Source organism: Methanospirillum sp. (genome assembly GCF_035406105.1).
Classification (GTDB): Archaea; Halobacteriota; Methanomicrobia; order Methanomicrobiales; family Methanospirillaceae; genus Methanospirillum.
On sequence record NZ_DAONKG010000150.1, the window covers coordinates 1 to 6,122 of the forward strand.

5 protein-coding genes are annotated in these 6,122 nt (G+C 47.7%); 4 read left to right on the plus strand and 1 reads right to left on the minus strand.

Annotated features, from left to right (window positions below):
- Positions 1-1,373: MCP four helix bundle domain-containing protein (locus PLA23_RS09420; RefSeq protein WP_324474979.1), on the minus strand; the 1,373-nt coding region annotated here is incomplete at its 3' end.
- A 132-nt stretch (positions 1,374-1,505) separates the two neighbouring features.
- Here PLA23_RS09420 and PLA23_RS09425 point away from each other — a divergent pair.
- From PLA23_RS09425 to PLA23_RS09440, 4 genes are all read left to right on the plus strand, one after another.
- Positions 1,506-1,736, plus strand: a complete 231-nt coding sequence (locus PLA23_RS09425; RefSeq protein ID WP_324474981.1) for a hypothetical protein — start codon at positions 1,506-1,508, stop codon at positions 1,734-1,736.
- A complete protein-coding gene (locus PLA23_RS09430; protein WP_324474983.1) occupies positions 1,733-4,282 on the plus strand; it encodes a calcium-translocating P-type ATPase, PMCA-type in 2,550 nt (849 codons plus the stop codon). The genes PLA23_RS09425 and PLA23_RS09430 overlap by 4 nt, the downstream gene beginning before the upstream one ends.
- Before the next feature lie 71 nt (positions 4,283-4,353).
- Positions 4,354-5,295 (plus strand): cation diffusion facilitator family transporter, encoded by a 942-nt coding sequence (locus tag PLA23_RS09435; RefSeq protein WP_324328385.1) that lies wholly within the window; start codon positions 4,354-4,356, stop codon positions 5,293-5,295.
- 131 nt (positions 5,296-5,426) lie between these two features.
- The coding region (locus tag PLA23_RS09440; RefSeq protein ID WP_324474985.1) for a DPP IV N-terminal domain-containing protein at positions 5,427-6,122 on the plus strand (696 nt) is incomplete at its 3' end.

Here is a 6,122-nt window from a genome sequence, read left to right on the forward strand (position 1 = left end):
ACCGTGGTTGCGAGATCGTTCATGGCAGAAAGAACCTGGTTTACGCCATGTCCGCTCTTTTCCGAGAGATCACTGACAATACCTGCATTATGGGCCAGATTCTGGGCCCCGGCAGATACCTCCTCAACACTGGCACTTGTCTCTTCCATCCCAGCCAGGAGACTTTCGACCTCCTTCTTTACCTGTCCGATTGCAATCCCCGTCTCAATTCCGATTTTGTTCAGTGATTCCTTAAACGGAACAAAGTCACCTTTTACAGCAACCTTATCACTGAACCGTGCGGTAAAGTCTCCAAGGGCATACGCACCAGCCAGATTCATGGCCTCGTTGACCGGGCCGATGATATTTTCCAGGGTGTTATTGATTCCGGCAATGATCTCCCGGTATCCTCCTTTAAACTTGTCTGCATTCCCTCTGACACTGAGGTTTCCTTCTTCAGCGGCATGGGCGAGGGTTTTTGTCTCCTCGATAAGATCGCTGAGGGTTTCAGCAGTCTCTTTTAACGCAGGGCCTATCTCATCACGGTCATCCATGATGGGAACGTCGGTTACTTTCTCACCCGCAGCAATTTTTTTCATAATCCCGATAACTTCATGCTGCAGGTTATTTGCAAAGGTGTCCATTGTTTGGGCAAGGATTCCGATCTCATCCTTGCGGTCCATGGAAAGCCGCATACCAAGGTGTCCATGACCCATCTCGTCGATCATCTCAACCGTCTTACCAAGCGGGCCGGTAATACTCCGGGTCAGGGCAATTGCAAACCCGATTCCACAGACGGCACCGATGATCGTGACCAGAATCATTGTGGTTTTAGCCGTATTGGCATTATTGTCATTATCGGTTTTTATCTGCTCAGCAACCCGCATGTTTGTTTCCATGAGGCTCTTTAATGCATCATTGCATTGCGCCCGGTAATTTGCAAGAGGGGTTCCCGCCTTGAGACCATTAATCGCATCATCAATCTTATTATCCCTGACGAAATTGAGTACTTTGATTGATTCGGTTTTATAGTTCTGAAAAGCGGTCTTAAAACTCTCGAAAACCTTTCTTTCATCAGGGCTGAGACGTAATGAATCTATGACGACAATCTGATCATCGACCGATGCCAGTACCTTTTCAGCAGAATCAAGGCTTGTCGTCCGCTCTTCAGGGACAAGCATCGCTTTGTACGCGTCTCCCCTGAACTGGGTAAACGCCCCATTGATAATTCCAATCTGTTGGACTGGAATTAAACGGTCATTATACATCTCCACGCTCTTCTCTGCAAGGTTCGTGATAAAGATAAATCCGGTTCCGGCAATGATGAGCATAATGATTATCGTCAGAAGAAATCCACCAATTAATTTCTTTCCGATTTTTACATTCTCAAGCATCCTGATCACCTCAGTAGTGGTGAATTCTCCGTACTCATTTAAATAATCTATGGCGAACTGACCTGAGAGAAGAATGAATTAAAAATCTGGATATTCGAAAATGCTTTAATTATATAGGAATAGTATTGTGGTATGGTCCGCGATACCCTGTATCAGTGCAGGAGATCACTAGCATGGCAGTCTTTGCCTGAACCGGTCGTGCGTGAAAAACTCGTAACCGGTGATACGGGCCTTTCGTCACAGGAGGCTGCAGAGCTGAACAATCCAGGAATAGTGATTGCATTTGTTGTGAATCTGGAGAAGATTGCAGGGAGGGTTCATAAAGCCTGTGAATTATCAAAAAAAACCGGAAATGAGTCATGATCCCACAAGAGGAACTACGGCGGTTTGGAACGGACGGATTATCGTCGGAAACTGTTCTGGAGTCACGAAAGCAGTATGGAACGAACGAGTTAACGCCCCCAAGGAGAATTCCGATCTGGAAACAGTATCTGGAGAAATATCAGGATCCGATCATCCGCATTCTCCTCGTTGCCGTCGTTTTGTCAGCGATTGTTGCCGTATTGGAAGGAGAAAGTCTTCTTGACACCATAGGCATCGCTCTTGCCGTCATACTTGCAACTACCATAGCTTTTCTGACTGAATTTAAGAGTAACCGGGAGTTTGATGCATTACATGCGATGCGGGATGATACCGCGGTCAAAGTGATCAGAAATGGCAGCCCGAGCAGTATCCCGATGCGGGATGTGGTTGTTGGGGATATTGTTCTGCTGGAAGCAGGAGATATGGTCCCTGCTGACGGGTATCTTCTTGATGCGTCAGAGACTGAGGTTGATGAATCTGCCTTTACCGGAGAGAGTGAACCGATTCGCAAGGTCGTTTCAGATACGCTCCTGAAGGGTTCATACATCACCGGTGGCCGGGCTACCATGATAACTGCTGCGGTCGGTGATCAGACAAAGATGGGTGAGATTGCTTCATCGCTCATTGAAGGGAGCCGGCCGGAAACCCCGCTTCAGATAAAACTCCGTAATCTGGCAGAGATAATCAGCAGATTCGGATATCTGATGGCAGGTTTGATAATATCTGTCGTTCTGATTCAGGATTTTATCATCGGCACACCACCCCAGACCCCGCTTGAGATCGCTGGCGTTATCCTGCATGCTTGTATGTTTGCCGTTGTTATCATTGTCGTATCTGTTCCTGAGGGGCTGCCGGTCAGTGTTACGGTATCACTTGCTCTGACCATGAGAAAGATGACCCGTGCAAAAAGTCTGGTTCGTCGGTTGATTGCCTGTGAGACCGTAGGTTCGGTGACGGTCATCTGCACTGACAAGACCGGCACGCTTACCATGAATCAGATGGAAGTGGCTGCATCGTCGATCGAAGTCCCGTCTCTCTCTTCAGAATTGCCACAGGATCCGTCAGAATGGATAACCCTGAATGCCGCGGTCAACAGCACGGCAGAACTGGAGCCCTCTAGGGATCGGCTGCTGACCGTTGGAAACTCAACTGAGGCTGCCCTTCTTCGATGGCTGCACCGGAGTGGCATTTCCTATTCAGATATCAGGAAGGCATGGCCGGTGATATCCCAGGACTATTTTACCTCGAAAAAGAAGCGGATGTCAACGATCGTTGCGTATGGTTCGCGACGATATATACTTATGAAAGGAGCACCCGAGATAATTGCTTCATACTGCTCTCCTCCCCCGGATCTCTCCATGATTCATACGCTTGCCGGCAGGGCGATGCGAACCCTTGCCTTTGCGCATGCAGAACTTGCTCCTGAAGAGAGCGAACCGGCAGTGATGCAGTGGGACGGATATGTGGGAATTCGTGATGAAGTCAGGCCGGATGTCCGTGAAGCGGTAAAAACCTGTAATGATGCGGGAATAACCGTGAAGATGGTCACCGGTGACAGCCCGGAGACAGCCACTGCGATCGCCCGGGAGACCGGTATACTCAGCGACGGCATTGTGATGACCGGTCCGGTCTTTCGTGGGTTATCTGATGAAGAACGTCTGCATATTGTTCCGGATCTGGAAGTTCTGGCCAGATCAGAACCACATGACAAGCTACTCCTGGTACAAGCCCTTCAGGCCCGTGGTGAGGTTGTTGCTGTTACCGGAGACGGGACAAATGACGCTCCTGCCCTCCGGAATGCAGATGTCGGTCTTGCGATGGGAATTGCAGGAACTGAAGTGGCCAGAGAGGCAAGTGATATCATTCTTCTTGATGACTCGTTCCCCACAATAGAACGGGCGATATGGTGGGGTCGGGCATTATTTGAGAATATTCAGCGGTTTTTAATCTTCCAGCTGACAATCAACATCTCTGCATCAATCCTTACGTTTATATCACCGCTCCTTGGATTTCCCCCCCCATTTACCATCATGCAGCTCCTCTGGATCAATATCATCATGGACTCCCTTGCAGCTCTTGCTCTCTGTTCGGAGGCTCCGCATCCCGCTTTGATGACAAAAAAACCAATACCCAAGAATGCATCCGTGATAACACCATATATGAAACGGGCGATTCTGTTAACCGCAGGGCTGTACATCCTGGCCGGGGTCGGTTGTATGGCAATCGGATTTCCTTTTTTGGAGAAACCAGAGCAGCAGGCATCGGTATTCTTTTCCGGTTTTGTGATAGCCCAGGTCTGGAACGGGATAAACTGCCGGGGAATAAACGGGATTATGCCTCCTGTTTTCAGAGGGAATCCCGTTTTCTATGGAATCATGGGATGTATTGTTCTTGTTCAGATTCTTATTGTCCAGTATGGCAGTGATATATTTGATACAGTCCCCTTAACGCCCTTGCAGTGGATGGGTATCATTATCGGTACGATGCCTGTTCTCCTGATCTGGCCGTTTCTTCGGTATATTCATACAAAATCCGAAAATGTGTGATATTTTCTCCTGGCTCCAATGGTGCCGGGTAGGAACCTATTTTCATTCATATATTCCACGTATACCCGCACATGACGCACGTTTATACACCGGAAGAGATACAAGCTTCAGAGAGTTCACTGCATATCATCAAAGAGCGAGTTATTTTTAAGAGTCTGGTTATTGATACGATATTCTGGATACCGTCCCTTATTCTTGCCGCCCTCTCCGGTTCCGTGACATTATCAACCGAAGCAGTCAAAAAAGGAAATGAGATCCTTTCTACCTTCTTCTCCTGGCTTGCGTTACGCAAAGTTGCCAAAGGAGGATCACATGCCTATGATTACGGGATGGGAAAATTTGAGACTATGACCAGTATCATAACCGGTATTGTCATGATCCTCTCCCTGGTCCTGGTATTTGGATTGACTATCGTAAAGATGCTCAATCCTCATATGCTGCATGAAGAGGTCACTATTGCTGCAATGATCGTCATGATCACCGGTATCTGTGTCAGTACGATCCTCTGGAGAGAGAAGGTTCATATCGCAAAAATGGAGTATTCACCGGTCATTGAAGCACAAATCACCCTGTTTAAGACAAAAGCGATCACGGAATTCATCGTTCTTGTCGCATTACTGCTTGTATTGTTCCTGGAAGAGAATCCGTACCGTGATTATATCGATCCTGTTGCCTCCTTCATCGTTATCGGTTCATTCCTCCTCTCCGGGTACCGGACGATATCCTCACAGCTTCCTGATCTGCTGGATAGGACCATTGAAGAGGAACTCCAGCTGGTGGTGGTCAGATCCCTTGCCGATTTCTTTGATATGTATGAAGCATTTCATGGAGTCAGATCACGCCGATGTGGAAATAATATTTTTATTGAGCTATTTTTGGAGTTTGATGGTGAAAAGCCGATGCGTGAGGTGCAAAAGGCTATTTATTCCATAAAAGAGTCACTTGAACTGGAGATCCCGAAAAGTTCGGTGACCATCATGCCCTGTACCAAAAAGTTCGGCGGGAAAAGATAGTCTCACCATGAAGCGTGGCTGCTCTCCAAAAAGACCTCCTTCCTGAAGCTGTATGTCTGACACCCTTCCTTTTTAACCTCTATTCATCTCATATGAGTCACTTATTTATTTTATCCTCTCCCTCTTTGTGTATGGCAGTTCGATCACAATATTTCTTCATAATATGCATCATCCTCTCCCTTCTTGCCGTACCGGTCCTTGCAAAGGACACGCATAATCCGGTGCCGGAACATGAAAAAAAGATGGCAGAGTTCTTTTATCCGGATAATGCGATCGCTCATATCTATCATGCGATCATCACTCCTCATTGGATCCGTAATGATGCATTCTGGTATGCTGACAACGGGCGGGATACCACGCTGTTCTTCCTGGTTAATGTCTCCCAGGGCACCAGGCAGCCATTCATTGATGCAAAACGAATTGCAAAGGCACTCGGTTCGGCTGTCGGAAAAGAGGTACTGCCATCCCATCTCCCGGTTCAGGACCTGGAGCTTTCACCTGATGAAAAGACCATTTCGTTTCATGCGTTCGGGTCTGCATGGGTCTGCGATCTGTCGTCATATACTATCACGAAGATGACGGTTCCAGATGAGATACTGGCCGGCATTATGTCCCCTGATCATACCAAAATCGCCTATGTGAATGGATCAAATCTCTGGCTCTATTCGATACGTTCGAAGACGGCAGTACCGCTGACAACCGACGGAATCCCTGATTATTTTTACGGAAAACGATCAGACACAGTCCGGTATCCGGTCTCTGAAACCAGACTTCATACATCCCCCTCCCCCTATCTCGTCTGGTCACCTGATTCATCAAAGATAGCA